This window comes from Thermodesulfovibrio sp. 1176 (assembly GCF_029946585.1).
Taxonomy (GTDB): Bacteria; Nitrospirota; Thermodesulfovibrionia; order Thermodesulfovibrionales; family Thermodesulfovibrionaceae; genus Thermodesulfovibrio.
In genome coordinates this window covers 97650-121148 of sequence record NZ_JARZRZ010000003.1, presented here as the reverse complement: position 1 = coordinate 121148, position 23499 = coordinate 97650, and the positions used below count along the sequence as shown (strand labels likewise).

The window sequence follows — 23499 nt, the reverse complement described above, 5'->3', positions numbered from 1 at the left end:
TACAATTATAACATGGCTTGATTTTTATCATAAAAAATAGTTTACACTATATACGTTTTTCAATTATTGTCATATTTTTTCAGGAGGGTTAAAAAGTGGATTTCTTTTTGTCTATATTTCCTATTTTAGTAGTTCTAATTGGTATGCTTGTTTTTTATCGTTCTGGAACTTTTGTTTCTGTAGTAGGATGGATTCTTGCTGTCTTATTAGCCATGTATTATTTTAAAACACCCTGGGAAGTTGTATGGGGTGCTACTTTAATGGGGGTTGTAAAAGCTCTTGGTATAACCTTGGCTGTTGTATTTACTATGTTTCTTATTTTTCTTATGAGAGAGACAGGAGCATTGAAAAAAATCATAGACTACGTTAAGGGTATTGCAAAGACAAAGGAAGAACAAACCCTTTTTATTGGAATGGGATTTGGTTCCTTAAGTACAGCTTTAGGGATGGTTACTCCTGCAATGTTTCCACCAATTTTTTTATTATTAGGTTTTTCCCCTGTTGCAGCCATAGGTGTAAGCATTCTATGTTATGATCCTCTTACTTCATTTGCCCTATTTACTATCCCTCTTACTCTTCCTTCAAAAGTTGCTATGGCTTTTGGAATTAAACCGCCTGGGATTGAAAGCCTAAATGATTTTATATGGGATTTCACCTTTAAAGTAACTGTTTTGCTACCTGTAATATCTGTAATTTTTGCCTTTTTAATGCTTAAAGTTGTTGGAGGAAAAGAAGCTATTAAGTCTAACTGGAAAGCAGCATTAATTGCGGGATTGACGTTGTCTATTTCTGCTTTGGTAATTGCTACATTTAGAATCCTACCAGTAGAAATTATTGGAATTGTATCAGGATTTGTAACAATGACAGCTGTTTATATAATTTATAAAAAGCATAATGGAGGACAATTGGAAAACAAACCTAAATTTGATAAAAAAATGCTGAATGCCTGTATGCCCTTTATTTTATTGATTATAATCTCTCTTATTGTTAACATCCCGTTCATAAAATTAAAGTTTGAAAGCCTTCTTGGACATACAGAAGTAATAAAAATTATTGCTGATAAAAAGGAAGATTTAAATATTCTTGGAAATGTATGGTTTTGGATAATGATTGTATCTTTTATGTCAATTTTTATACTTAAACCATCGACAAATCAATTAAAAAATGCAGTTAAACTTTGGTTAACAAGAATCTGGGGTCCCTTTTTAGCATACTCTTTATTCTTTGCTGTAGCCTTTATCATGGCATGGTCAGCCATGGAAGTTGCAAATGGTAAGCTTGTTCCATCTCAGTATTTTGCCCAATACAATATGGATAGAATTATCGGAATTACTCTTGCAAATGTTTTTGGACCTGCCTATCCATTTATTTCACCATTTCTTGGACTCTTCGGAGCCTTTGTTGGTGGAAGTGAGACAGCATCAAATGTTCTTTTTGCAAAAATTCAATGGGAAGCAACTCTTTCAACTGTTGGAGCAGAAGCTTTTATGTGGATTTATGCAGCCCATGCAGTCGGTGGTGGTATAGCCTCAGCAATTACACCATCAAAAATCACAAATGCTGCTGCAACAATAGGTGTTGGCGGTAGAGAAGAAGCTTACTTTATAAAAGCTGTTTTAGTTCCTGTCTTAATAATGTGTGCTATTACTGGTGCAATGGTTATGGCAATTATATATCTTTAAATAAACAATTCAAATGCTGAAGGGTTAGACCCTTCAGCATTTAATCTACAAAGGTTTTCTATCAAAGAAAATATTTTTCCCTTTAACACTTAAAGGAATACCAAGTATTATTTGTGCTTCCATTAATCCGAGTTTCCTTGCCGCAACACCAATTGAATACATTACTCTGTTGTCAACTGAAAATTCCTTTGCTACAGAAACCAGTGAACCAATTGCAATTCCAAGGTCTATAGCTCTAATTGTGCATACAGGTCCTAAATAATCAATTTCATTGGTTTTTTGCTTAAGTATAGTATTACAGTCAAAACCACAGGCACCGCAATTTACACCAACAGGCTTTTTGAAATTAAGTCCAACAAGTATTACCATCTCAGAGTCTCTTACATTTTGAGCGTCTCTTTTGAAAAACTTAAAAGCCTCTCCCCTTTCTCCTATAAAATCCATTTCTTTGGCAATCTTTTCTTTTTCTTCAGGACTAAGAATTCCTGTCACTATCTCATCTTCTCCCTTTGCTTTCGGTGCAGTTCTTGCAGAAATAAGCATTATTTTTGCTACTATTTCGATAATTTCTTTCTCTGGATTAATTTTCAATTGCACACCTCCTTATTTATACAGAGACTGTTCAAAAACTTACAGATGTTTGAAAATCAAACTTCTGTAAGCCATTATTTTTTTCTATTACCGCAAACATTCTAAATTAAAATATCTAAATTTATCAACAAAAATATCTAAATTTATCAACATTGGAGGTCAATATATGAGAAAAACTATTCAACCTTCTTTTGCTGACCTTACAATAGCAAATATGATTCCTGCCGATAACCCTCTTAAAATAATCTTTGAAAGCATTGATTTTTCTTTCATCTATGAACTTTGCAAAAACAAATACTCTCAGTGTGGAAGACAAGGATTTAATCCTAAAAGCCTCTTTAAAGCCTTGCTCCTTATTTATCTTGGCTATGCTTCTTCTGAAAGAGAACTTGCAAGAAAACTCAGGTTGACACTTTCGGCTTAGCCTCAGGAAAATGTTTCGCATTTTGATGGTAGACTCTGTTATCTTTGTGAGCTCTACCATGGAAACACTCCTAAGCATAACACCTTTCACTACTTTAGAATGAGACTTGGGGAAGAAGTATTTTATGAAATACTTCTTAATCTTATAGCCCAAGCTGTGTGCCTTATTAAAAACAAAAATCTTAAGCTTTCCATAGATTCCTCTCATATAGAGGCATTTAATACTGATAAAGATGCTAAGTGGGGATATAAATCTAAGGATTTTAGCTTTTTTGGTTACAAAGTTCATCTTGAGGTAACTCAAGGAGCATTTCCTATCCCTGTTAGTGTAAAAGTTACAGAGGGTAATAAATGGGATGGACATTATCTTGTAGAACTTACAGAGTCTGCTTGTAAACACCTTTCTGATAAAGGAAAAAATATAAAGGCAGTTATAGCAGATGCTGGATATGATAGTGTAAAGACTGCTAAGTATCTTCTTCAGAAAAACATTACACCAATTATTGCTCAGGGCAAACTGCTTTGTCCTGCAGGAGTTGAACTTTGTTACTGGGGCAGAAAGCATAAAAGAGGCAGAATTAAATTCCGTTGTAGATTTTACTGAGCTTATGCAGGTAATAAATTGATTTTTAATTAAAATAAAGATAAAAATCGGGTGAAATGAAACTTTATGAACTGAAAAATTTTTACTGAAGCCTCTTAAAATTTTTTCAACCAAGTATTTATCCATAAATCTCTCCTGTTATTGAACAGCCTCTTTGTTATTTGCCCATGATCTGCAAATACCTTGCAATACCATTACGGGTAATCAGACCTGTGATTTTATCTTCTTCCTTGACTACAAGCCTGCCTGTATCCTCTCTTATCATAGTTTCAAGGGCTTTTATTGCATCTTCTTCAGGTGATATCTCCCAATGCTTTTTGTGTTTAACATAAACATCAGAGACCTTTGTATCCTCAAAAGCATTTTTGGGGATATCTTTTATTTCTTTGAGTGTTATCATACCAAGATACTTCCCATCAGAGACCACAGGGAAGCCTCCGTAACCATATCTTAAGAAGTAGTTATTTACAGCCTCACCAATTGTGATGGATGGGCTAATTGTTACTATATCTTTTTCTCTTATCATTATGTCTTTGACCTTAATTCCTGATAATACTTCTTGAATAGTTGATTGTTGATAACTTGCCCCTGCTGCTGAATAAAGAAACCATCCTATAAGAATAAGCCATAATCCTGCAGGTATTCTTGCAAATAGAGAGAATATTCCGAAAAAGATGAAAAACAATGCTATCTTCTGTCCAATGCTTGCTGCCTTCTGTGTGGCGTAGAAAAAGTTCTTTTTCTTTTGCCATATAATTGATCTTAATACTCTACCACCATCCATCGGAAAACCAGGGATGAGATTAAAGATTCCTAATATTAAATTAATTTGGGTAAGATAAGAGAAAAGAGCATTCAAACTACCGATTGTATTTTTAGATAGGAAAAAGAAAATGATCGCAAGAAAGAAGCTTGATAATGGTCCAGCAATAGCTATCTCAAATTCTGCCCGTGGATGAGGTGGTTCTCCTTTCATTTGAGCAACACCTCCAAAGATAAAAAGCGTAATGCTTTCTATCGAGATTTTATATCTCATTGCAATCAAAGAATGGGCAAGTTCATGGAAGGCTACAGAAATAAATAGTAGAATGGCTGCAAGAGCACCTTTAATCCAGTAAGATGTCAAAGGAAGATCAGGAGCTACCATTGGAAAATAGAAAGTGGAAAGTGACCATGTGATTAAACCAAAAATAATAAGCCATGTAAAATGGACTCGGATAGGTATCCCAATTATTGTACCGATTTTCCATGAACCCTGAAATAATCCATTCATAATCTTCTCCTTTGCTCGTTTGGAGTTTTATAGGGTATTTCTATTTCAACTGCTGTTCCGTAGAAGCATGCTGCTCGAATACCAAATGTTATTAATAATGACAACGCAGAGATGTTAATTATGTAATAATATCTTTTTCTTTCAAACATTTCTATCTCAAGCAGAGGCTATTTGTTTCTTTTTCTATTATATAATATCCCACAGCAAGGGCAAGAATGATTGCCGCTATTCCGATAAGTGAAAGTCCCGATAAATCTTCAACATCAAGGATAATAACTTTACGGAATATGGCAATCATTGCAACTGCTATTACAACTTCAACATTATTGACAGGTTCAGATAGATAGGTTTTCACTATGGTTTCTAGTAATTCTATACCTATTATGACCAGCATAAATAGACTAAAAATTTCTAAAAGTTCATTAATATCGAGCAAAATAATCGCTTACTTTGTTCCTTTTTTATCAGCTATTTATTAATCTCTACAACTACCATAATAATAGCAGAAAACATAATTGTCTGCAACCACTACATAGTCAAGAGTCTATACATAATACAAGATATACAAGAGGGTGATATGGAAGTATTACGTTTTAAAGCCTTGATAAATTGGGCTTGCATTTAAGAAAACTTTTTACTTAACAGTTAAAAAAGATTTAGTCACGAAGATAAATAATTCATATGTTTACATGGTAAAGTAAAAATTTTCATGAATCAAAACAAGAAAGGAAAGAATCTTCAAAAATACGGAATAGTATCTTGGATAAAGTAAGTATCTCAAACAATGTGATATCATGTATTAAATATGATATCCTCGACAAAAATTCAGTTATATCCTCAGCTGAGTAAATAAAAATCAAAATTATTGAAGAATTAGTCAGGATTTTTACAGAAAAAAAGAGCAAGATAAAAATTCTTGAAATAAATAGTGAAAAAAATTGAACTATTTCAATTACCTAACAAGCAAACCTCTTTAATTTCTTTGTTTTTTTATAAAATTGCAGTCCTTATACTTGCTTAAGATACTAATTGTCTTTTTGGACGGAAAGACAGTGAGAGATAAAATATTTTTTATATTAAGAGATTATTACTTAATAAGGACCACTAATATAGAGATGAAGCTTTGATAAAAACAAACTGCTACAGCGGATATAAGTTTTTCTTGAGGTGTTTTATTACAAACTTATTTGAATTGAGCAATTTTATTTAAATATGTGTTAAATTAGAACAAAATTTGATAGGAAAAATTAAACTATGATTGAAGGTTTGTTAGGGATAATTTTAGCTATTGTGATCTTTATTTTAGTTTTGTTTTTTGTAAAAAGGAAACCCGATCAAAAAATTGCCTCTGAAATTAACAGGGTTATGACATCTCTTGGATTTATAAATTTAGAGCTCTCAAATCCTAAGATTAAAGAAATTAGAGAAGCTTTCAGATTAACTGCTCCTTATCCAGTTTACTTGGAACAAGTATTTCATAGAATTAAGGAAGATTTAATTGTTTGTTGGATTACCACAACCACAGAGAGCAATAATAATGCTTTAGTATCGATAATTCCTCAAAAAATCAGAACTGGGAAATGGATTCTCTCTAATATTCCATCTGTTAAGGGCAAGATTGCTAATATAATTAGCAAAAGCTATGAATTATCACTTTCATCTTTGAATTTTACTAAAGTTAATAATCATTTTTTCGGTCAATCAAATAATCATTTTACGCTTTATGTTCATAAAAATGATAATTTACCATCTTTTAAAAGTGAATTTTTCAATGTTCTCGAGCAATGTGGAGATGTGATAATTCGATCATCTGGAACAATTGTTTTAATAGAGAGAATTTCGGTTGTTAGAGATGAGCCCTTGGAGAAGGAAGCTAAAGAGCTTGTTCGTATAACGCAACTGCTGGATACAATTTTCTAACCTGAAAATATTTGAACTTTTTGTACTGAATTTTATAAAATTTACTATCCTGTCCTGAAGGACAGTTTAAAGCCATGAAGGCATAAAAGAAGCTTTCATGGTTTTTTATTTTGATGATTGTTGCAAGTAAAAATAAATTAACAAAATTTTTATTGTTATCATTGATGTTTCACTTTTTTATTTTTCTTGCCTGCTCAAGCTTTGCTTTTTTAACAAAGCAAAATCAGGAATTTGAAGTATTCATTTTTAATGATTCTGTTTCTTCAAAGGATTTCCATAAAATAGAAAAGAAACATAAATTTAAAAATACAGAGAGGCAATCAAAAATTTCTTTAAAAAATGAAAAAGAAATATCTGTTTTAAAGAGTGATATTAAAGAAACAAAATTAGAACAGTCTGTTGAAATCAATTTTTCCTCAGATTCATCTGCATCTTCTTCCATTTTTCTTCAGGAAGGTTCAAAGGAGGGGAAGGGAGAAAAAATAATTGATACGGAGTTTGGTTCAACTTATGGACCCAAATTTATATATCGAGAAATTCCTCAATATCCTCAGATAGCAAGAAGGCTCGGAAAAGAAGGAAGGGTTGTATTAAGGCTTACTTTAAATGAAAGGGGAGATTTATTAAATATTGAAGTTTTAGAATCAGCTCCGTACGGATTTACAGAATCTGCTCTGGAAGCAGTAAAAAAGTCAAAATTTGCACCTGCCCAAAGAGATGGCAAACCAATTGCTTGTAGAGCAATTCTTCCTATAAGATTTGTTCTAAAAAATTAATCAATTGACTATTTCCTTAAAAATATATTAGAAAAAACTATGACAAAGCGTTATTACTCTTTCGGTGAATATCTAAAAGAAATATTTGGCAAAAAGGTCTACAAAGTGAATGTGGATGCGGGATTTACATGCCCAAATAGAGACGGAACCTTGGGCTATGGTGGATGCATTTATTGTAATAATTCCTCTTTCAGACCTCCAAGCTGTGCTCCAGAAATTTCTTTAACTGAACAAATTTCAAGGGGTATAGACCATGTAAAGAAAAAATATAAAGCTAAAGCTTTTCTTGTTTATTTTCAACCCTATACAAACACCTACGCACCGGTTGAAAAACTTGAAAGACTTTACAGAGAAGCTCTTTCTTTTCCAGAAGTTATAGGACTTGCCATTGGAACAAGACCTGACTGTGTTGATGAAGAAAAACTTCATTTACTCAAAGAACTTTCAAAAACTCATTTAATAATTATTGAATACGGATTACAGTCAATTTACGATAAATCTCTTAAATTCATTCGAAGAGGACATGATTATCAAAGATTTCTTAAAGCAGTCTATGATACTTATGAAAAGGATATTCTTGTAGGAGCTCATATAATTGTAGGACTTCCAACTGAAACAAAAGAAGAATCCCTAAAGATGGCAGATGAGATAAATCGTCATCCAATTAAATTTCTAAAAATTCATCAACTTCAGATTGTAAAAGATACTCCTCTTGCAAAAATTTATGAGAGAGAACCTTTCAAAGTTTTCGATTACGAGGAATATCTTGATTTCGTTGTTGATTTTCTTGAAAGAATCCGTCCAGACATTGTAATTCAAAGACTTTTTGCAACCTCTCCCGATGAAATTCTAATCGCACCAAAATGGAGCAGAACAAAACAGCAGATTTTAAATGATATAGAAAAAAAGCTTGAGGAAAGAAATGCTCGCCAGGGTTCAAAGTGCGCATCTGTTAGGGATAGAGCCTTATTGGGTTGAAGTAGAAGTTGATATTGCTCAAAAGGGGCTTCCTTATTTTAGTATTGTCGGACTTCCTGATACTACTGTAAAGGAATCACGTGACAGAATTAAAGCTGCTTTTAAAAATACAGGATTCCCCTTCCCTATAAAACAGATTACCGTAAATCTTGCTCCAGCTGATTTAAAAAAAGAAGGCTCCTCCTTTGACCTTCCAATTGCAATAGGAATTCTTTCAGCAGAAGGACATATTCCAAATAAAATATTAAAAGATTATTTACTTGTTGGAGAACTCTCTTTAGAGGGAAAATTAAGACCTGTCAAAGGTGTTCTCTGTATTGCATCAAAACTTGTTGAATCGGGTATAAAGAAATTAATTATTCCAAAAGAAAATGCTTCTGAAGCATCTGTTGTAAAAGATATAGAAGTTTACGCTTTAAATGATTTAGTAGAAGTTGTAGAATTTTTAAAAGGAGAAAAGACTATAGAACCTTTTAAAAGAGAGATAGAGCTTTCTGATTCAGATTTTTACGAAGATCTTGCTGATGTTAAAGGACAGTTTTATGCAAAGAGAGCTCTTGAAATAGCAGCTTCAGGTGGACATAACATTTTATTTGTTGGACCTCCTGGAAGTGGAAAAAGTATGCTTGCTCGAAGATTACCTGGAATACTGCCTCCGATGACGCTTCAAGAAGCCATTGAGACAACCAAGATTCATTCTGTGGCAGGACTTCTTTATGAAGGAGTTGGTTTAGTTCTAAAAAGGCCTTTCAGATCTCCCCATCATTCAGCTAGTGACATAGCTTTAATAGGCGGTGGACAGATTCCAAAGCCAGGAGAAGTCTCTTTAGCCCATAATGGAGTACTTTTCCTTGATGAACTTCCTGAGTTTAAGAGAAATGTTTTGGAGGTTTTAAGACAACCCCTTGAAGATGGCTATGTTACAGTTGCTCGTAGTTATGCTACTGTGCAGTTTCCAGCAAGATTTTTGCTTGTAGCAGCAATGAATCCATGCCCCTGTGGTCATTACGGAGACACTCTAAAACCTTGCACCTGCACTCCAAACATGATTATGCGATATCGTTCAAAGGTTTCAGGACCTCTTCTTGATAGAATCGATATTCATATTGAAGTGCCAAGAGTAAATTACGATGATTTAAGAGATGACTCTCCTTCTGAATCTTCAAAAAGCATTTGTGAAAGAGTGATTAAGGCAAGACAGATTCAGCTTAAAAGATTTCAAGAGGAAGGAATTTTTTCAAATGCACATATGAAAACAAAGCATCTTAAAAAGTTTTGCAAACTTGATGAAGACTCTCACAGTCTTCTTAAAAATGCAATGGAAAAATTGGGGTTAAGTGCAAGGGCTCATTCAAAGATCATAAAGGTGGCAAGAACAATAGCTGACCTTGAAGGCTCTGAAAATATAAAATACCATCATATTGCAGAAGCAATTCAATATCGCAGCTTTGAAAGACAAATTTTTAATACTTAAGCTTTTTTCTTTTAAAGTTTAATCTCTGGTAATTTGCACAATGATTCCTTTATTTTTTCATCGGGATATTCAAAATCAATAAGTTTCCCCGATAAATAAGCCTCATAGGATGGCAAATCAAGGAACCCTATCCCGCTAAGATTAAAAAGTATAACCTTTTCCTTACCTTCTTCTTTTGCTTTTAATGCCTCATCTATGGCTATTTTTATGGCATGGGCACTTTCAGGTGCAGGAATTATGCCTTCTGTTCTTGCAAATAGTATGGCAGACTCAAAAACCGCAGTCTGTCCAACTGCCTGTGCCTCTATTAAACCATCATGATAAAGCTGGCTGACTAAAGGAGAATCACCATGATATCTAAGCCCTCCTGCATGAATTCCTGGAGGAACAAAATCATGACCAAGAGTATACATCATAAGAAGTGGAGTAAGTCCTGCAGTGTCTCCATAATCATATCTGAATTCTCCTTTTGTAAGGGTTGGACATGAGGATGGTTCAACAGCTATTACTCTTAAATCTCTTCCATGAATTTTATCATAAATAAATGGAAAGCTAATGCCTCCAAGATTACTTCCTCCACCACAGCAACCTATAACAATATCTGGATAATCTCCTATTATTTCAAATTGTTTTTTGCATTCAAGCCCAATTATTGTTTGATGAAGTAAAACATGATTAAGCACTGAACCAAGAGCATAGTTTGTATCAGGATGAGTTGCTGCATCTTCCACTGCCTCTGAAATTGCTATCCCTAAGGTGCCAGGGTGATCGGGTTCCTCAGAAAGAATTTTTCTGCCTGCTTCAGTTTTATCAGATGGTGATGGATAAACCTTTGCTCCCCATGTCTCCATCATTATTCTTCTATAAGGTTTTTGTTCATAGCTAACCCTTACCATATAAACTGTAATTTCTATTCCCATTAATGCACCTGCTAAGGACAATGCAGACCCCCATTGTCCTGCACCTGTTTCTGTTGCAATTCTTTTTATTCCTTCTTGTTTGTTGTAATATGCCTGTGGTATTGATGTGTTTGTTTTATGGCTTCCAGCAGGCCCAAATCCTTCATGTTTGAAATAAATCTTTGCAGGTGTTTTTAAAGCCTTTTCCAATCCAAAAGCTCTAAAAAGAGGTGTTGGTCTAAAACTTGCATAAATATCTAAAACTTCCTCCGGAATAGAAATCCATCTTTCAGTGCTTACTTCTTGTTCGATTAGAGACATTGGAAATATTACTTTTAAATCATCTGGTGAAACAGGTTTTTGCGTTTTAGGATTAAGTGGCAGTGGAGGTAGATTTGGCATATCTGCCTGTATGTTATACCAATGTTTTGGCAAATCTTTTTCTGATAAAACAATTTTCCGCATTTTCGCCTCCATTAGAGATATAGTTTTTTATTATGAAATAAGTTGTAAATTTTTTCAATAACTTTTTTATCCTTAGAAATCAAAGCTTGTTGATTTTGATATCATTAGCTTTTTATAAAATCATTGAAAGTTTTAGTTATTAGGAATTATTGACAAAATAGGAATAATTACTATATCATATTAATTATGAAAAAACAAAAAATGAGTACATTATTGACCAATTTTTATAACATTTGCGAAAAAAATAAAATAAAAATTACTCCTCAAAGAATCGAAATATTTAAGGAACTTATAAAAAACAATGACCATCCTTCTGTTACAAAAATTTATCAAAGAGTAAAGAAAAAGTATCCAAATATATCCTTCGATACAGTTAATAGAACATTACAAAAATTTGTTGAGATTGGTATTGCAAGGGTTGTTGAAGATTTTGAAGACCTTAGAAGATATGATGGATTGATTGAAAATCATCATCATTTTCATTGCATTAAATGTCATAGAATCATTGATATTTATGATGAAAAATTTAAAGAAGTTGAAATCCCAAAGACACTAAGGGATAGATTTAATATCTTAGAATCAAAAATTGTTTTTACAGGATTATGTGAAAAATGTAAGCCTGATGAATAGTTTTATTTGTATTACCCTTAAGGGTATTGTTTTAAAAATTTTTCGTAGGAGGTAAACGATGGAAAACATTAAAGTTAGCGAGAAAGAAAAATCTCAAGGAGAAAAGAGAAAATCCATATGGGACAAATGGCCTAAATTACTAAATCTAAAAATTCTCCATCAGAACTGCCATGAAATTAATCCATATGGGAAAGATTTTAATTATGCTAAGGAGTTTTTAAGTCTTGATATCGAGTCTGTTAAAAAGGACATTAAAGAAATAATGACTCAATCACAGGATTGGTGGCCCGCTGATTTTGGACATTATGGAGGATTATTCATTCGTATGGCATGGCATAGTGCTGGTACTTATAGAATAGCTGATGGACGAGGTGGTGCAAATGCTGGTCAGATAAGATTTCCACCACTTCATAGTTGGCCAGATAATGTTAATCTTGATAAGGCAATAAGACTTCTATGGCCTATCAAAAAGAAATATGGTAAAAAGATTTCTTGGGCTGATCTTATTATTCTTACAGGAAATGTTGCTCTTGAATCAATGGGTTTTAAAACATATGGATTTGCTGGTGGAAGAGTTGATTGGTGGGAACCCGATGAAAGTGTTGATTGGGGTCCTGAAGCTGAATGGTTAGAAGATAGAAGACATACTGAAAAAGGTGATATTGAAATGCCCTATGCAGCTGTCCAGATGGGACTTATTTATGTTAATCCTGAAGGACCAGGAGGAAAACCAGATCCTGTTGCATCTGCAAAGGATATTCGAGAAATATTTAAACGTATGGGGATGAATGATGAAGAGACTGTAGCTCTTATTGCAGGCGGACATTCATTTGGTAAATGCCATGGTGCTGCACCAGAATCCTATTTAGGACCTGAGCCAGAGGCAGCACCTATTGAAGAACAGGGATTGGGATGGAAAAACAGCTTCGGTACTGGAAAGGGTCCTGACACGATAACAAGCGGACTTGAAGTTACCTGGACAGCTACTCCTACTAAATGGAGTAATAATTTTCTACATAATCTATTTAAATACGAATGGGAACTTACTAAAAGTCCGGCAGGTAAATACCAATGGATAGCAAAAGATGCTCCTGAAATAATTCCTGATGCCCATGATCCAAATAAAAAGCATAAACCAACAATGCTTACTACAGATCTTGCTTTACGTTTTGATCCAATTTATGAAAAAATAGCACGTAGATTCTTAGAAAATCCTGAGGAGTTTGCAAAGGCTTTTGCCAAAGCCTGGTTTAAACTTACCCATAGAGATCTTGGACCAAGGTCACGTTGGCTTGGACCTGAAATACCTCAAGAGATAGAGCCATGGCATGAGCCATTACCTTTAGTTGATCATCCCTTAATTGAAAAGGATGAAATTGAAGAGCTAAAAAAGAAAATACTTTTATCAGGACTTTCAATTTCTGAGTTGGTATACACTGCTTGGTCATCGGCTTCTACTTTTCGTGGTTCAGATAAAAGAGGTGGTGCAAATGGTGCTCGTATCAGACTTATTCCACAGAAAGATTGGGAAGTCAATATGCCTGATCAGCTTAATAGAGTTCTTGCTGTTTTTGAAAATATACAAAAAGATTTCAATGCAACCCATTCTGCAAAAGATGGTAAAAAAGTATCCCTTGCAGATCTTATTGTTTTAGGAGGTTGTGCAGCGATTGAAGAAGCAGCTAAGAGAGCCGGATATAATGTAAAAGTTCCCTTTATCCCAGGTAGGGTTGATGCATTGCAGGAACATACAGATATTGAGACGTATTCATATTTAGAACCTAAATATGACGGTTTTAGGAATTATATTAAAACAAAATTTCGTGAACTACCTGAAGAATTATTGATAGATAAGGCACAGTTACTTACCTTAACACCTCCAGAAATGACTGTTTTAATTGGTGGAATGAGAGTACTTAATGCAAACTACAATAAATCTAATTATGGAGTTTTTACAAACAGTCCTGAAGTATTGACTAATGATTTTTTTGTTAATCTTCTTGATATGACAACTGTTTGGAAATCTATATCTGATGATAATTATATCTTTGGAGGTTATGACCGTAAAACAGGCGAGCTTAAATGGAAAGCTACAAGGGTTGATTTAATATTGGGGCATCATCCTCAGCTTAGAGCAATTGCAGAGGTTTATGCAAGTGATGACGGACAAGAAAAGTTTATAAAGGATTTTATATCTGCATGGAACAAAGTAATGAACCTTGACCGTTTTGACCTTTATTAAAATTTATCTTCAGTGGCTGGTATAATGCCAGCCACTGAATTATATATCTACTCAAATTAATCTTAAGGAAAACTTAATTAATTTTTGATATAATTTAAAAAAATTAGAGAAATTTTTAGAAGAGGTTAGTCTTAAATATGTTAATTAATAGAATTTCCATGATTGAAGCGGGTTCAATATGGCCACACTTATATAAAAAATTTCCTATTCCCAGATTAGGTGTAGTTCTTCTTGGCACTATACTTAAAAATCACGGCTTTGATGTAAAAATTTTTGTTGAAGACATATCTGAAATAGATTGGTCATTTGTGGAATCTTCTGACCTTGTAGGTATTTCAACTATAACTTCTACTGCTCCAAGAGCCTATGCTCTTGCAGATTTAATTAGAAAAAAGGGTATTCCTGTTATAATGGGTGGAATTCATCCTACTTTTATGCCTGAAGAGGCTCTCCAACATGCTGACTATGTTGTCAGAGGCGAAGCAGACCTTACTTTTATATCTTTGATAAATTATCTAAGAAAAGGATCTCCCAATATTAATGACATAAAAGGGATTAGTTTTAAGGATTCTTTAGGAAAAATATATCATAACCCTATACCTGACCTGATCGACAACCTTGATATTCTACCTTCTCCTGATTTTTCTTTATTAAAAGGTTTTAGATCCAATAATATATATCCAATTTCAACATCAAGAGGATGTCCATTTGATTGTAAATTCTGCTCTGTAATACAAATGTTTGGAAGAAGATACAGATTTAGATCAGTAGAAAAGACTTTGATAGATATAAAAATGGCAATTAAATCATCTAATGGCATTATATTTTTTGTAGATGACAATTTTTCAGCTCATAAAGGAAGGACAAAAGATATACTTAAGGGAATGATTGAGGAAAAGATAAAAGCAAGATGGTCTGCTCAGGTAAGGATTGATGTAGCCAAGGATGAAGAATTACTAAGGCTTATGGCAGAATCAGGATGTAGTACTCTTTATGTAGGTTTTGAATCTATAAATCCACAAACACTAAAATACTACAACAAAAAGCAAGATTTAAATGATATTGTTAATTCTATAAAAAATATAAAGAGTGCTGGTATCCATATTCATGGAATGTTTGTTCTTGGTGCTGATACAGATGATATTGAAACAATAAAAAGGACTGCTGATTTCGCTATTACTAACGGAATAGATACAGTTCAATTTATGATACTAACTCCTTTACCAGGAACACCATTCTTTTTTGAGATGCAAGATTCTGGTAGATTAATACACATGGATTGGAGTAGATATGATGGACATCATGTTGTATTTAAACCCAAGATGAATATAGAGATGTTGCAAATTGAAACAATCCAAGCAATGAAAAAATTCTATTCATGGAAATATATTATAAAAAATTTTGTTAATTTAAATTTTTATTATGCATTAATAGGACTTTACGGAAAAATACTGATTAACAAGACTTTAAAAAACATCGGGGAATATTTAGAATCCATTCATTCTCTATCCTTTGAAAAAACTGTCTAAAAAAAATATAAAATTTCATATTGAATTTTTAGTGATCTGTATGATAGAATTTTTTCAAGCCACGAAGGCTTGAAATAGCTCAGAAGAGCTGAATTTTTAAGCTTTCGTGGCTTTTTTATTTTAAAATTTTTTGGAGGTGTTTGATGAAAAAAGCTTTAATTTTATTGGTTTTTTTAATTTTTCCGAAGTCAGTTTTTTCTGCTGATGTGACCGATTGGCTTTCAGTATCAGGTTCAGCAACTGGAGTTTATCAATGGCTTAACAAAACTCAAGGTGATATTGAAAACAAAGACAGAGGTTCTACAGTTATTGATTTTAATGTATCAATCAAACCGATTGAAAATAGTGAAATTTTTTTAAGGGCAAGTTTTGCAAAGGGAAGTGGTCTTAAAGATATTAATCCTTTTATACTTTCACCAAATGCTGATGATTTATTCAGTGACTTAAAAAACATCAATGGTCATCCAAGGGATCATCTACTTGAACTATGGTATTCTCACAAGTTTCCAATTGAAAAAGAAATCTTTCTTAAATTTACAGCAGGAATAATTGATTCAACAGCTTTTATTGATGACAATATTTATGCAAATGATGAGTTAGGACAGTTTATGAATGAAGCTTTTGTTAACAATCCCCTTGCAAATTTACCAAGTTATGATGCTGGAGTATCAGTAGAGTTTGAGTGGGATAAAATTCATCTTAGATTAGTAGGGATGCGTTCAAAGAATGATTATGAGAGGAGATTCAACTGGATTGGAGCACAAGTAGGATATAAACTTGAAACAACCTTAGGAGAGGGAAATTACAGACTTTATGCTTATACAACTAACAAGAGATTTAAAAACTGGGATTCAGATGGATACAAGAGTTTAAAAGGAATTGGGTTATCCTTTGACCAGCAACTTATAAAGGATACATTGGGAGCATTCTTCCGTGCAGGATTACAGGATGACTCAGCAGTGATTGATTATAACAGAATGGTTTCCTTTGGATTTAATCTAAACGGAAGCATATGGGGAAGAAAAGATGATGAAATAGGGATTGGCTATGCTTATTTAAAGTCACCACCAAAAAATGATGCTTTTTCAAGAAGTCAGATATTTGAGTCCTATTTGAAGTTTAAGCTTTTTAGCTACAAAGCAATATCCTCTGACATAACCCTTGATTATCAATATATACAGGATAAAACTCCTCAAGAAGGTTCAATGGCAGGAAATATATATGGAATTAGATTTAGTCTGAATTTTTAATGGAGGATGGAGCCATAGGAAAGAAAGAGATTCTTCGGCACTTTTTGCCTCAGAATGACATCAAAAAGGAGGTTTGATAATGAAAGGATTTACAAAATTCTTAATTAGTATGGTTTTTGTATTGTTTCTTGCAACAACCGCTTTTGCTCATTTTGGAGTAATAATGCCTTCTGATGATATTATTGGTGAAAAGGATCAGAAAAAGATTACTTTAAAAGTTTATTTCATGCATCCCTTTGAGCAGGAATGGCTTAATATGGAAAAACCAAAGGCATTCAGTGTAATGATTGGTGATGAAAAAATCGATCTTTTATCTACCCTTATAAATAAAAAAGTAAAAGGAAAAAATACATGGGAAACTCAGTTTACTATAAAACGTCCAGGGGATTATATCTTTTATCTTGAGCCTCAGCCTTACTGGGAACCTGCAGAGGAAAAGTTCATAGCTCACTATCCAAAGGTTGTTGTTCAGGCTTTTGGAAAGGAGGAAGGTTGGGATAAAGAAATTGGACTTCCAATTGAAATAATTCCTCTTACAAGGCCCTATGGATTGTGGGTTGGAAATGTATTTCAGGGAATTGTTAAAATCAATGGAAAACCCTTGCCCTTTGCAGAAGTTGAAGTAGAGTATTTTAATGAAGGGGGTAAAGTTAAAGCACCAAAAGAGCCTTATATAACACAGGCTATAAAGGCTGATGCAAATGGTGTATTCACTTATGCAATTCCTAAGGCTGGATGGTGGGGATTTGCAGCATTAACTGAAGCTTCATATAAAATCAAAAAAGACGGTAAAGAATATCCAGTTGAAATCGGTGGTATTATATGGGTTAAGGCAAGGGAGATGAAATAATGCATATATCAGAAGGAGTTCTTTCAGCGCCAGTACTGCTTGCTGGCGCTGTTTTATCTTTAGCTGGACTTACACTCGGACTTAGAAAAATAAAAAATGAAGATATCCCAAAAGTTGCTGTACTTTCCTCTGCTTTTTTCGTTGCCTCTCTAATTCATATACCAGTCGGACCAACTTCAGCACATCTTGTTTTAAATGGGCTTGTTGGAATGCTTCTTGGATGGTCAGCCTTTCCAGCAATATTTGTAGGGCTTGTTCTACAGGCTTTACTTTTTCAATTCGGTGGGCTTACAACTCTTGGCATAAACACCTTTGCAATGTCAATGCCTGCAGTGCTTTCATATTATATTTTCAGAAAAATGCTAAAAAAAAGCAGAAATATTGCTTTTATTGGTGGAGCTTTTGGAGGAACTTCTGCTGTGCTCATCGGCACTTTATTTATAAGCATGGCTTTAATTGAAACTGAAAAAAGTTTTTTTGGAGTTGCGATAACTCTTTTTACAATGCATCTTCCAGTTGCTTTGATAGAAGGAATTATCACAGGCTTTGTTGTCCTTTATCTTAAAAAAGTAAAACCGGAGGCATTGGGATGAAAAGAATTATTTTTATGATTATAATTTCTTTTTTTATTTGCACTAATACTTTAGAGGCTCACAAAGTAAGTGCCTATGCCTATAGAGAAGGAGATAAAGTAGCTGGTGAATGCTATTTTGTTGATGGTTCACCATGTAAAAACTCCATTGTTGCAGTTTATGACAGCAAAGGGAAAAAGCTCTTACAGACTACTACAGATGAAAAAGGCAAATTTAGTTTTAAAACACAAGAAACAGGAGAGTTAAAAATAGTAATTTCCGCTGGAGAGGGGCACACAGCAGAATATAGACTTGAAGCATCAGAAAAGTCAGAAAAAAAGGAAATAAAAAAACAAGAACCTTTTAAAGAAGCTGAGAAAAAGCAAGCTCCTTCAATAAACAGAGATGAAATGAAACAAATTATTGATGAAGTAATGGATGCAAAGCTTCAAGGAATAAAAAATGAAATATTGGATTTAAGAAAACAGATGGATAAAATCAATATAAGAGACATAATTGGAGGAATTGGATACATTTTTGGATTATGGGGATTAATAATGTTAATTAAGAGAAGAAAAAATGCATCTTGAAGAGTTTTCCGAGGGAAACTCTTTTTTACATAAGGCAGACCCAAGGCTAAAAATTATTGTTTTTTCAATATTCAGTATCCTATGCGCTACTGCTCATGGATTGAAAACACCAGCTTTGTTTTTAATTTATTCTGTCTTTTCTATTTTTATTGCCCATTTAAAATTAAGAAAGCTTTTTTCAAGACTCTTTATTGCAAATTTTTTTATATTTTTTATCTGGATTTTTTTACCAATAAGTTATCCCGGTAATCCTTACATTGAGCTTTGGCAGATAAAAATCAGCCATGAAGGCTTTATTTATGCTCTTTCAATAACTATAAAAGCAAATGCAATTATTGTTGCAACAATAACTCTTTTAGGAACATCTTCTGTTAATTCTTTAGCCCATGCAATGCTTCATCTTAAAGCACCTAAAAAACTTGTAACAGTTTTTTTTCTTTTTTATCGCTATATTACGGTTATTCATGATGAATATTTGAAAATAAAAAGGACTGTCTATGCCCGTGGTTTTGTCCCAAAATCAAATCTCCACACCTATAGGACATATGCTTACATTGTTGGTGGTATGCTTATAAAAAGCTATGAAAAGGCTGAGGAAATTTACAAGGCAATGCTTTGTAGAGGCTTTCAAGGATTTTTTCCCCTCTTTGAGCATTTTCAAACAAGAAAAATTGATATAATATTCAGTGTGTTATCAATTTTTATCTTTATTTTATTCTGGTTTAAAACATGAAGAAACCACTTATAAGATTGAACAATATTTATTTTTATTATGATGGCAGAGTTGTCCTAAAAAATCTCAACCTTGATATTCATGAAGGAGATAGGGTAGGACTTATGGGACCAAATGGTTCAGGTAAAACAACTCTTTTATACATTATAATGGGACTTTTAAAACCATCATCTGGGACTGTTGAGATCTTTGGGAAAATAAGGCAAAAAGAAAAAGATTTTATTGAAGTAAGACAGAAGATAGGATTACTTTTTCAAGATTCAGACAGTCAGCTTTTCTGTCCCACAGTTAAAGAAGACATAGCCTTCGGTCCTCTTAATCTTGGTAAATCAAAGGAAGAAGCTTTAAATATTGTAAAAGAAACTTGTGATATTTTAGGTTTAAAGGGATTCGAAGACAGAGTTACTTATAAGCTTTCAGGAGGTGAAAAAAAACTTGTGGCACTGGCTACAGTCATTGCAATGAATCCATTATGCTATCTCTTAGATGAACCTTCAGCAGGACTTGATGAGAAAACAATAGATAGACTCACTAATTATCTTTTAAATAAAGCTAATACATATCTTGTAGTTTCCCATGATAAAGAATTTTTATCACGGACAACTCAAAAAATCTATTATATTCAAAATGGAACAATCTCTAAGAGTGTCGAATAGAAAATTCTAATTCTATAAAGGGAAATACAAAATTTCATTATTATGACATTTTTATTCTCTCTGAAAGGATTGTTAAATTTGTAATTTAGAATTTTCACTCAAAATTGCCGATAGAAAAACACTGATTTTGTCATTCCGAAGGAGCGTAAGCGACTAAGGAATCTCCTCCTTTTTCACCAGATAGATTCTTTAATGAGAGATTCCTCGGGGTATTGAACCCCTCGGAATGACTGCATAAACGAAATATTGCCTTTATCTCTATCGGCAATTTCAGGAATTTTCAGAATGTTATTGCTAACTTACAATAAAATTTTTATATAATATTCAAATGAAAAGATTCTGGATTGTATTGACTGTAATGCTTCCGACATTTATAGAAATTCTTGATACTACAGTTAATAATGTAGCCTTAAGACACATTCAAGATGACCTGTCTGCTGGAATAGATGAATCAACCTGGATTATTACATCATATCTTGTTGCAAATGCAATTGTAATCCCCATGGCTGGATGGTTAAGTAGAATTTTTGGCAGGAAAAATTATCTTATATTTTCAATTGCACTCTTTACTATTTCATCTTTCCTTTGTGCAATATCTTGGAATCTTCAATCATTATTGCTTTTTAGAATTCTTCAAGGAATTGGGGGAGGTGGATTACAGCCACTTAGTCAAAGTATTCTTTTAGAGGTTTTTCCAAAAGAACAATACGGAAAAGCAATGGCAATCTATGGAACGGGTATAATTTTAGCTCCTATTTTAGGTCCTATGTTTGGTGGATGGATTGCAGATAATTTTTCATGGCGCTGGATTTATTACATAAACATTCCTATTGGCATTATTTCTATATTAATGACGTATTTAGTAATTGAAGATCCACCATATTTGAAACGAGAAAAACTAAAAATTAATTATCCTGGTTTAATTTTTCTCTCTTTAGGGATAGGATGTCTTCAGATTGTTCTTGATAAAGGCGAAAGGGAGGATTGGTTTGAATCGAATTTTATTGTTACCTTATCTATTATAAGTTTTATAAGTTTAATTTTACTTGTTTGGTGGGAACTTAAAAAAGCTAAAAATCCTATTGTTGATTTAAGACTTTTTAAGGACAGAAATTTTCTATTTGGCAATATTGTCATGTTTTTTACCTTTGTTAATCTCTTTGGTAGCATAATTCTACTTCCAATTTATGTCCAAAACTTGATGGGATATACAGCTTTTCTTGCAGGACTTGTTTTAGGTCCTGCTGGTGTACTTCAATTAATTGCTTTTCCACTTAGCGGGAAAATAACCGACCGAATTAATCCAAAAATACCATTAACTTTTGGTATTATTTTTTGTGCCTATTCAACTTACCTTATGAGCTTATTCAATCTTCAAGTAGATTTCTGGAGTCTTGTTTATCCAAGAGGAGTCCTGGCTATAGGAATGGCTTTTGTAATAACTCCCCTTGCTGTTATGACCATGGCTTTTATTCCAAAGGAAAAAATGCAGGATGCCACGCCAATCAGTGCTGTTATAAGAAATATAGGAGGTTCTGTTGGCACGGCAATAGTTACTACAATTGTATCTCAAAGATCTCAACTTCACCAGCATAGATTAGTTGAAAATCTTACGCCCTATGATTTTTCATACCAGATGGCAATTGAAAAATTAAACGAATATCTCTTTTTAAAAGCTCCTGTTCCTTCAGAAGGAGTAATTTACAGAGAATTAATAAGACAGTCCCAGGCAATTGCCTTTAATGAAGCTTTTTGGATCTTAAGCGTTGCCATGATTTCAATGCTTCTTACAGTTTTATTTTTCCGGGTAAGAAAATATTCAAAGAATAAAATGTAAGCCTAAATGTATTAATGAAATTGAATATTTTGATATGATATAGTATTATAACTTATAAAATTTTAGGAGGCTTTTTATGATTGATAGGGCTAAAGTAGAAAAGGTTTTAGGTAAAATTAGAGTAGGACTTATGGCTGATGGAGGGAATATTGACCTTGTAGATATTAAAGATAATGTAATTTATGTAAAACTTAAAGGGGCCTGTGGAACCTGTCCAATGGCAACTCTTACCTTAAAAAACTGGGTAGAAAAAACTTTAAAAAGCGAGATTCCAGAAGTAAAAGAAGTTGTAGCAGTATAATCTAATGATGAAATGATAAGATTTTTCATAATTTTATTAATTTTTCTTCCCCTATCTGGTATCTGGGCAGATGAAAGAATTCAGGTAAGGGAAATAAGGTATTACGAACTTTCAAAGGGCTTCAGAACAGTAATTGAAACAAATGGGATTGTTGAGTTTACTAAAGGACAATTAAAAAATCCAGAAAGACTTTTCTTTGATATTAAAAACGCTTCGTTAAATAAAGAACTAAAAAGGGAATACATTTTAAATAGCAATATTGTTAATAAAATTAGAATTGGACAATTTGACAGCGCCACAGTAAGAATTGTTTTTGAATTAATTAAATCCAATTACGAATTTAAAGTTATTCAAATAGAAGATCCTTTCAGGTTAGTAATAGATATATATTCAGACGAAACAAAAAAACAAACAGAAAGTCAAATTGAAAAATCTCAAAATAATAAAAGTAATATAAAAAGAAAAATTGTTATTGATCCGGGACATGGAGGAAAGGATCCCGGTGCAATTGGTCCGAGAGGTTTAATGGAAAAAGATGTGGTTTTAGACATTGCACTGAAAGTAAAGGAACTCTTTAAAAAAGAACCTAATTATGAGATTATTCTTACAAGGGAAAAGGATGTTTTCATCCCTTTAAATGAAAGAACAGAGATTGCTAACAGAGTTGGAGCAGATCTTTTCCTTTCAATTCACACCAATGCATCAACAAATAATTATGCAAAGGGAATTGAGACATATATTCTTAACTGGACTGATGACGAAGAAGCAATAAGGGTTGCAGCAAGGGAAAATGCTATCTCTCTTAAAAGAATGAAAGAGTTAAAAGGTGAGCTTGGCTTTATGCTTGCATCCCTTGAAAGAGAGGCAAAGAGAGATGATTCAGTAAAATTAGCTGGATATATTCATAATTCTATGGTTGAAAAATTAAACAAGGAATTTTATAGGCATGACAATGGTGTAAAACAGGCACTTTTTTATGTTTTATTTGGTGCTCAGATGCCTTCTTGTTTACTAGAAATTTCTTATATTAGTAATCCTGAAGAAGAAATCCTTCTTTCTCAGGAAACCTACAGAATGCAAATAGCCCAAGCAATTGTTGATGGAATAAAAAATTATTTTTCAAAATCTTACCAGATCAGAGAAGTGAAATATACAAATCATTTCATTGTAAGAGAAAACAGTAAAAAAACAAACAATAAAAAAAATAAGATAAATAAATTATAA

The 23499-nt window shown here is 33.0% G+C and carries 24 protein-coding genes; 19 read left to right on the top strand and 5 right to left on the bottom strand.

The genetic code is table 11. The features are described from left to right. The first annotated feature begins 95 nt into the window (after positions 1-95). Positions 96-1682: an L-lactate permease gene (locus QI155_RS06510; RefSeq protein ID WP_068858754.1), complete on the top strand. Its 1587-nt coding sequence runs from the start codon at positions 96-98 to the stop codon at positions 1680-1682. A 45-nt stretch (positions 1683-1727) separates the two neighbouring features. Here QI155_RS06510 and QI155_RS06505 read toward each other — a convergent pair whose 3' ends face one another. Continuing rightward, a complete protein-coding gene (locus QI155_RS06505) occupies positions 1728-2279 on the bottom strand; it encodes a DUF2148 domain-containing protein (RefSeq protein WP_281321315.1) in 552 nt (183 codons plus the stop codon). A gap of 160 nt (positions 2280-2439) precedes the next feature. Here QI155_RS06505 and QI155_RS06500 point away from each other — a divergent pair, with 160 nt between their 5' ends. Together QI155_RS06500 and QI155_RS06495 are read left to right on the top strand one after the other, a co-directional pair. Next, complete coding sequence (locus QI155_RS06500; protein WP_068858765.1) at positions 2440-2697, top strand: hypothetical protein; 258 nt, start codon at positions 2440-2442, stop codon at positions 2695-2697. Between the two features lie 99 nt (positions 2698-2796). Continuing rightward, entirely contained in the window at positions 2797-3300 is a 504-nt protein-coding gene (locus QI155_RS06495; RefSeq protein WP_281321314.1) for a transposase, read from the top strand. Positions 3301-3457: 157 nt separating this feature from the next. Here QI155_RS06495 and QI155_RS06490 read toward each other — a convergent pair whose 3' ends face one another. Genes QI155_RS06490 through QI155_RS06480 form a run of 3 tightly spaced genes read right to left on the bottom strand, consistent with a single transcriptional unit; the run spans position 3458 to position 5009 of the window. Further along, positions 3458-4573, bottom strand: a complete 1116-nt coding sequence (locus QI155_RS06490; protein ID WP_068858776.1) for a site-2 protease family protein — start codon at positions 4571-4573, stop codon at positions 3458-3460. Next, positions 4570-4722 carry a hypothetical protein gene (locus tag QI155_RS06485; protein WP_159426680.1) on the bottom strand — a complete coding sequence of 51 codons (153 nt, stop codon included), beginning with the start codon at positions 4720-4722 and terminating at the stop codon, positions 4570-4572. The genes QI155_RS06490 and QI155_RS06485 overlap by 4 nt, the downstream gene beginning before the upstream one ends. A gap of 2 nt (positions 4723-4724) precedes the next feature. Further along, positions 4725-5009, bottom strand: a complete 285-nt coding sequence (locus tag QI155_RS06480; RefSeq protein WP_254045424.1) for a phosphate-starvation-inducible PsiE family protein — start codon at positions 5007-5009, stop codon at positions 4725-4727. Positions 5010-5827: 818 nt separating this feature from the next. Between QI155_RS06480 and QI155_RS06475 the strand changes: the two genes are divergently transcribed. The 4 genes from QI155_RS06475 to QI155_RS06460 all read left to right on the top strand — a co-directional run bounded on the left by QI155_RS06475 (position 5828) and on the right by QI155_RS06460 (position 9721). Further along, on the top strand, positions 5828-6493 hold the full coding sequence (locus QI155_RS06475) for a hypothetical protein (RefSeq protein ID WP_068858782.1): 666 nt from the start codon (positions 5828-5830) through the stop codon (positions 6491-6493). 113 nt (positions 6494-6606) lie between these two features. Further along, positions 6607-7269 (top strand): energy transducer TonB, encoded by a 663-nt coding sequence (locus QI155_RS06470; protein ID WP_281321313.1) that lies wholly within the window; start codon positions 6607-6609, stop codon positions 7267-7269. Positions 7270-7308: 39 nt separating this feature from the next. Continuing rightward, positions 7309-8247 (top strand): TIGR01212 family radical SAM protein, encoded by a 939-nt coding sequence (locus QI155_RS06465; RefSeq protein WP_068858787.1) that lies wholly within the window; start codon positions 7309-7311, stop codon positions 8245-8247. Beyond that, positions 8192-9721: a YifB family Mg chelatase-like AAA ATPase gene (locus QI155_RS06460; protein WP_068858790.1), complete on the top strand. Its 1530-nt coding sequence runs from the start codon at positions 8192-8194 to the stop codon at positions 9719-9721. The genes QI155_RS06465 and QI155_RS06460 overlap by 56 nt, the downstream gene beginning before the upstream one ends. Before the next feature lie 11 nt (positions 9722-9732). Here QI155_RS06460 and QI155_RS06455 read toward each other — a convergent pair whose 3' ends face one another. Further along, positions 9733-11085 carry a TrpB-like pyridoxal phosphate-dependent enzyme gene (locus QI155_RS06455; RefSeq protein WP_068858792.1) on the bottom strand — a complete coding sequence of 451 codons (1353 nt, stop codon included), beginning with the start codon at positions 11083-11085 and terminating at the stop codon, positions 9733-9735. Between the two features lie 201 nt (positions 11086-11286). Between QI155_RS06455 and QI155_RS06450 the strand changes: the two genes are divergently transcribed. The 12 genes from QI155_RS06450 (at position 11287) to QI155_RS06395 (ending at position 23499) form a co-directional block, all read left to right on the top strand. Further along, positions 11287-11715 carry a transcriptional repressor gene (locus QI155_RS06450; RefSeq protein WP_068858925.1) on the top strand — a complete coding sequence of 143 codons (429 nt, stop codon included), beginning with the start codon at positions 11287-11289 and terminating at the stop codon, positions 11713-11715. Positions 11716-11773: 58 nt separating this feature from the next. Then, entirely contained in the window at positions 11774-13957 is a 2184-nt protein-coding gene (katG, locus tag QI155_RS06445; protein WP_083200018.1) for a catalase/peroxidase HPI, read from the top strand. Between the two features lie 137 nt (positions 13958-14094). Then, positions 14095-15486: a radical SAM protein gene (locus tag QI155_RS06440; protein ID WP_281321312.1), complete on the top strand. Its 1392-nt coding sequence runs from the start codon at positions 14095-14097 to the stop codon at positions 15484-15486. A 143-nt stretch (positions 15487-15629) separates the two neighbouring features. Next, a complete protein-coding gene (locus QI155_RS06435) occupies positions 15630-16736 on the top strand; it encodes a carbohydrate porin (RefSeq protein WP_068858798.1) in 1107 nt (368 codons plus the stop codon). 79 nt (positions 16737-16815) lie between these two features. Continuing rightward, a complete protein-coding gene (locus QI155_RS06430) occupies positions 16816-17586 on the top strand; it encodes a DUF4198 domain-containing protein (RefSeq protein ID WP_068858801.1) in 771 nt (256 codons plus the stop codon). Next, complete coding sequence (gene cbiM / locus QI155_RS06425) at positions 17586-18179, top strand: cobalt transporter CbiM (RefSeq protein ID WP_068858804.1); 594 nt, start codon at positions 17586-17588, stop codon at positions 18177-18179. Before QI155_RS06430 ends, cbiM begins: the two co-directional genes overlap by 1 nt. Then, entirely contained in the window at positions 18176-18748 is a 573-nt protein-coding gene (locus QI155_RS06420) for an emp24/gp25L/p24 family protein (RefSeq protein WP_068858807.1), read from the top strand. The genes cbiM and QI155_RS06420 overlap by 4 nt, the downstream gene beginning before the upstream one ends. After that, complete coding sequence (cbiQ, locus tag QI155_RS06415) at positions 18738-19481, top strand: cobalt ECF transporter T component CbiQ (RefSeq protein WP_068858810.1); 744 nt, start codon at positions 18738-18740, stop codon at positions 19479-19481. Before QI155_RS06420 ends, cbiQ begins: the two co-directional genes overlap by 11 nt. After that, a complete protein-coding gene (locus tag QI155_RS06410; protein WP_068858813.1) occupies positions 19478-20137 on the top strand; it encodes an ABC transporter ATP-binding protein in 660 nt (219 codons plus the stop codon). The genes cbiQ and QI155_RS06410 overlap by 4 nt, the downstream gene beginning before the upstream one ends. Before the next feature lie 328 nt (positions 20138-20465). After that, a complete protein-coding gene (locus QI155_RS06405; RefSeq protein ID WP_068858816.1) occupies positions 20466-21974 on the top strand; it encodes a DHA2 family efflux MFS transporter permease subunit in 1509 nt (502 codons plus the stop codon). A 76-nt stretch (positions 21975-22050) separates the two neighbouring features. Continuing rightward, complete coding sequence (locus tag QI155_RS06400) at positions 22051-22275, top strand: NifU family protein (RefSeq protein WP_068858819.1); 225 nt, start codon at positions 22051-22053, stop codon at positions 22273-22275. A 12-nt stretch (positions 22276-22287) separates the two neighbouring features. Beyond that, the gene (locus tag QI155_RS06395; protein WP_068858821.1) at positions 22288-23499 is read left to right on the top strand and encodes an N-acetylmuramoyl-L-alanine amidase; all 1212 of its coding nucleotides are present in this window, start codon (positions 22288-22290) and stop codon (positions 23497-23499) included.

What these genes read in the sequence shown, in the direction of transcription:
- katG (WP_083200018.1), top strand. Translation starts at nt 11,774, where the DNA reads ATGGAAAACATTAAAGTTAGCGAGAAAGAAAAATCTCAAGGAGAAAAG.
- QI155_RS06405 (WP_068858816.1), top strand. Translation starts at nt 20,466, where the DNA reads ATGAAAAGATTCTGGATTGTATTGACTGTAATGCTTCCGACATTTATA.
- cbiQ (WP_068858810.1), top strand. Translation starts at nt 18,738, where the DNA reads ATGCATCTTGAAGAGTTTTCCGAGGGAAACTCTTTTTTACATAAGGCA.
- QI155_RS06485 (WP_159426680.1), bottom strand. Translation starts at nt 4,722, where the DNA reads ATGTTTGAAAGAAAAAGATATTATTACATAATTAACATCTCTGCGTTG.
- QI155_RS06470 (WP_281321313.1), top strand. Translation starts at nt 6,607, where the DNA reads ATGATTGTTGCAAGTAAAAATAAATTAACAAAATTTTTATTGTTATCA.
- QI155_RS06395 (WP_068858821.1), top strand. Translation starts at nt 22,288, where the DNA reads ATGATAAGATTTTTCATAATTTTATTAATTTTTCTTCCCCTATCTGGT.
- QI155_RS06475 (WP_068858782.1), top strand. Translation starts at nt 5,828, where the DNA reads ATGATTGAAGGTTTGTTAGGGATAATTTTAGCTATTGTGATCTTTATT.
- QI155_RS06400 (WP_068858819.1), top strand. Translation starts at nt 22,051, where the DNA reads ATGATTGATAGGGCTAAAGTAGAAAAGGTTTTAGGTAAAATTAGAGTA.
- QI155_RS06435 (WP_068858798.1), top strand. Translation starts at nt 15,630, where the DNA reads ATGAAAAAAGCTTTAATTTTATTGGTTTTTTTAATTTTTCCGAAGTCA.
- QI155_RS06465 (WP_068858787.1), top strand. Translation starts at nt 7,309, where the DNA reads ATGACAAAGCGTTATTACTCTTTCGGTGAATATCTAAAAGAAATATTT.
- QI155_RS06440 (WP_281321312.1), top strand. Translation starts at nt 14,095, where the DNA reads ATGTTAATTAATAGAATTTCCATGATTGAAGCGGGTTCAATATGGCCA.
- QI155_RS06495 (WP_281321314.1), top strand. Translation starts at nt 2,797, where the DNA reads ATGAGACTTGGGGAAGAAGTATTTTATGAAATACTTCTTAATCTTATA.
- QI155_RS06455 (WP_068858792.1), bottom strand. Translation starts at nt 11,085, where the DNA reads ATGCGGAAAATTGTTTTATCAGAAAAAGATTTGCCAAAACATTGGTAT.
- QI155_RS06460 (WP_068858790.1), top strand. Translation starts at nt 8,192, where the DNA reads ATGCTCGCCAGGGTTCAAAGTGCGCATCTGTTAGGGATAGAGCCTTAT.
- QI155_RS06450 (WP_068858925.1), top strand. Translation starts at nt 11,287, where the DNA reads ATGAGTACATTATTGACCAATTTTTATAACATTTGCGAAAAAAATAAA.
- QI155_RS06420 (WP_068858807.1), top strand. Translation starts at nt 18,176, where the DNA reads ATGAAAAGAATTATTTTTATGATTATAATTTCTTTTTTTATTTGCACT.
- QI155_RS06410 (WP_068858813.1), top strand. Translation starts at nt 19,478, where the DNA reads ATGAAGAAACCACTTATAAGATTGAACAATATTTATTTTTATTATGAT.
- QI155_RS06500 (WP_068858765.1), top strand. Translation starts at nt 2,440, where the DNA reads ATGAGAAAAACTATTCAACCTTCTTTTGCTGACCTTACAATAGCAAAT.
- QI155_RS06490 (WP_068858776.1), bottom strand. Translation starts at nt 4,573, where the DNA reads ATGAATGGATTATTTCAGGGTTCATGGAAAATCGGTACAATAATTGGG.
- cbiM (WP_068858804.1), top strand. Translation starts at nt 17,586, where the DNA reads ATGCATATATCAGAAGGAGTTCTTTCAGCGCCAGTACTGCTTGCTGGC.
- QI155_RS06430 (WP_068858801.1), top strand. Translation starts at nt 16,816, where the DNA reads ATGAAAGGATTTACAAAATTCTTAATTAGTATGGTTTTTGTATTGTTT.